Origin of the sequence: Nocardia sp. NPDC004604 (genome assembly GCF_040609795.1) — a bacterium.
Taxonomy (GTDB): Bacteria; Actinomycetota; Actinomycetes; order Mycobacteriales; family Mycobacteriaceae; genus Nocardia.
In genome coordinates this window covers 1-2,585 of the sequence record NZ_JBEXLC010000310.1, presented here as the reverse complement: position 1 = coordinate 2,585, position 2,585 = coordinate 1, and the positions used below count along the sequence as shown (strand labels likewise).

The window sequence follows — 2,585 nt, the reverse complement described above, 5'->3', positions numbered from 1 at the left end:
GGCCCAACCAGAACCGACCCCGCCGAGCCGCAGTATCAGGATTCGGCATCAGCGGCACCAACGCCCACCTCATCCTCGAACAACCACCCATCGACGCCCAGCGCCCACCGCGCCGCGAACTCCCTTGCGTGCCATTGGTTCTCTCCGGTCCGGACGAGGCGACGGTGCGCGCCCAGGCGGCCCGGCTCGCCGACCCGCTCGGCGACGAGGTCTCGGCGCTGGACATCGGCTACACGCTCGCCACCGGCCGCGCCGTGTTCGACCATCGCGCGGTCATCATCGCCACCGACGACCCGGCCCTCCGCACGCAGGCGCTCCGCACGCTCGCCCGCGGCGGCACCCATCCGGACGTGATCATCGGCCAAGCGTCCGGCAGCGGCGTGGCGATGGTGTTCTCCGGCCAAGGCAGTCAGCGCCACGGCATGGGACGCGAACTCTACGACACCTACCCCGTCTACGCCGAAGCATTCGACACCGCCTGCGCGGAGATCGACCGGAATCTCCCGCAACCGTTGCGCGACATCATCTTCGGCGACGACACGGCACTGATCGACCGCACGCAATATACCCAACCTGCCCTGTTCGCGATGCAGGTCGCCCTCTACCGATTGTGGGAAAGCTGGGGCGTCACTCCCACCGTCGTCACCGGCCACTCCATCGGCGAGATCACCGCCGCCCACATCGCTGGCGTGCTCACCCTCACCGACGCGGCAACGCTGGTGGCCACCCGCGGCAGGCTCATGCAGTCACTGCCCGAAGGCGGCGCCATGGCCGCGGTCGACATCACCGAACACGACGTTCTCCCCCACCTCCGCGGGCGCGAGGACACAGTCGGCATCGCCGCCATCAACGGACCCAACTCCCTTGTCCTGTCCGGTGATCGGGCCGCGCTGCGCGCGGTCACCGAGAAACTGGCCGGGCACCGGATCACCTGGCTGAAGGTTTCGCACGCCTTCCACTCCCCGCTGACCGACCCCATGCTCGACCAATTCCGCGAGGTTCTCGAAGGCCTGTCGTTCGCCGCGCCGACGATCCCACTGATCTCCTCCGTCACCGGAGCGCCGGTCGACGACACCACCCGCATCGACCCCGATCACTGGATCCGCCACGCCCGCAACACCGTCCGCCTCACCGACACTCTCGAACACATCACCGATAAGACCTGCCTGGAAGTCGGGCCCACCGCATCGCTGCTCCAGCATCTGCCCAGCGGGGCCGTGCCCAGCCTGCGCACCGACCGTTCCGAGCCGCGTTCGCTCACCGCCGCCCTCGCCCACCTGGTCGCGAGCGGCGTGAACCCGCACTGGCGCAACTACTTCGACGGGGCCGGGGCCCGCACGACGACACTGCCGACCTACCCGTTCCAACGCAAGCACTACTGGCTCGATCACCGCGTCGCTGGTCCGGCCGATCTCGGTGCCGCCGGTGTCGACCGCACCGGCCACGCCCTGCTGACAGCGGTGATCGCCGACCCGCAGTCGGGGGCGCTGATCTGCTGCGGCCGGATCGGCCTCGACTCGCATCCGTGGCTTGCCGATCATGCCGTCGGCGACCGAGTGGTGCTGCCCGGCACCGCGTATGTGGACCTCGTCCTGCACGCGGGGACGGTGTGCGGACGCACCGAACTCGACGACCTGACCCTGGAAGCGCCGATGGTACTTCCGCTCGACGGCGCGCTGGACGTCCGGCTCACGGTCGAACCGGCGGACCCCGAGGGCCGCAGCATCATCCGTATCCACAGCCGCGCAGCCGATTTCGACCCGACCTGGACTCGCCACGCCACCGCCGTTCTCGCGACGCCGAATTCCCTATCGGCGCAGGAGGACACTCTGGTGTGGCCACCAGCCGGCGCACAGCCACTGGATCTCGATTCGCTCTACGACGACCTGGCGGACCGTGGGCTGCGGTACGGCCCCGTCTTCCGCGGCCTGCGTGCGGCATGGGCGCGGCAGGACGAAGTGTTCGCAGAGGTGGCCCTGCCCGAGCACATCGAGGGGACCGGGCACGTCGTGCATCCCGCACTGCTGGACGCGGCCCTGCACGCGATCGGGCTCGGCGACCTCCTCGATACCCACGATCCAGCTCCGCTCCTGCCGTTCGCTTTTCGCGGCGTCCGGGTCACCGAGACCGGTGCGACCGCGCTGCGGGTGCGGCTGACAGCCGCCGGACCGGACACCGTCGCACTGCGGTTGTCCGACACCGACGGCCGCGGCGTCGGCAGTGTGGCGGCCCTGACCTTGCGCCGGACGCCCGTCGACCACGAACCTGCGGCGGCACCGAGGTCGCTGCTGCACATCCGGTGGCAGGAGTTGCCGACCGCCCCCGCACCCGCCGCCTCGTGGTGGGTCGTGCTCGGTGATGACGAGCCGGGCCTGACCTCGGCGCTACAGGACAGCGGGATCCAGGTGGAGAAGTACGCCGACCTCGCCGACCTAGGTGCCGCCGCGGCGGCGTCGAGCACGGTGCCCGACACGGTGTTCCTCACCCCGACCACGCCGGACGGCGTCGATGTCCCGACCGCCGCCGCCCGGCTGACCGCCGGCGTGCTCACCTTCCTGCAGACCTGGCTCGCCGACCGGCGCTTC

The 2,585-nt window shown here is 70.4% G+C and carries 1 protein-coding gene; it reads left to right on the top strand.

What is annotated here, in order from left to right:
- A partial coding sequence (locus ABZW16_RS43675; RefSeq protein WP_354962052.1) for a type I polyketide synthase occupies positions 1–2,585 on the top strand: 2,585 nt, incomplete at both ends.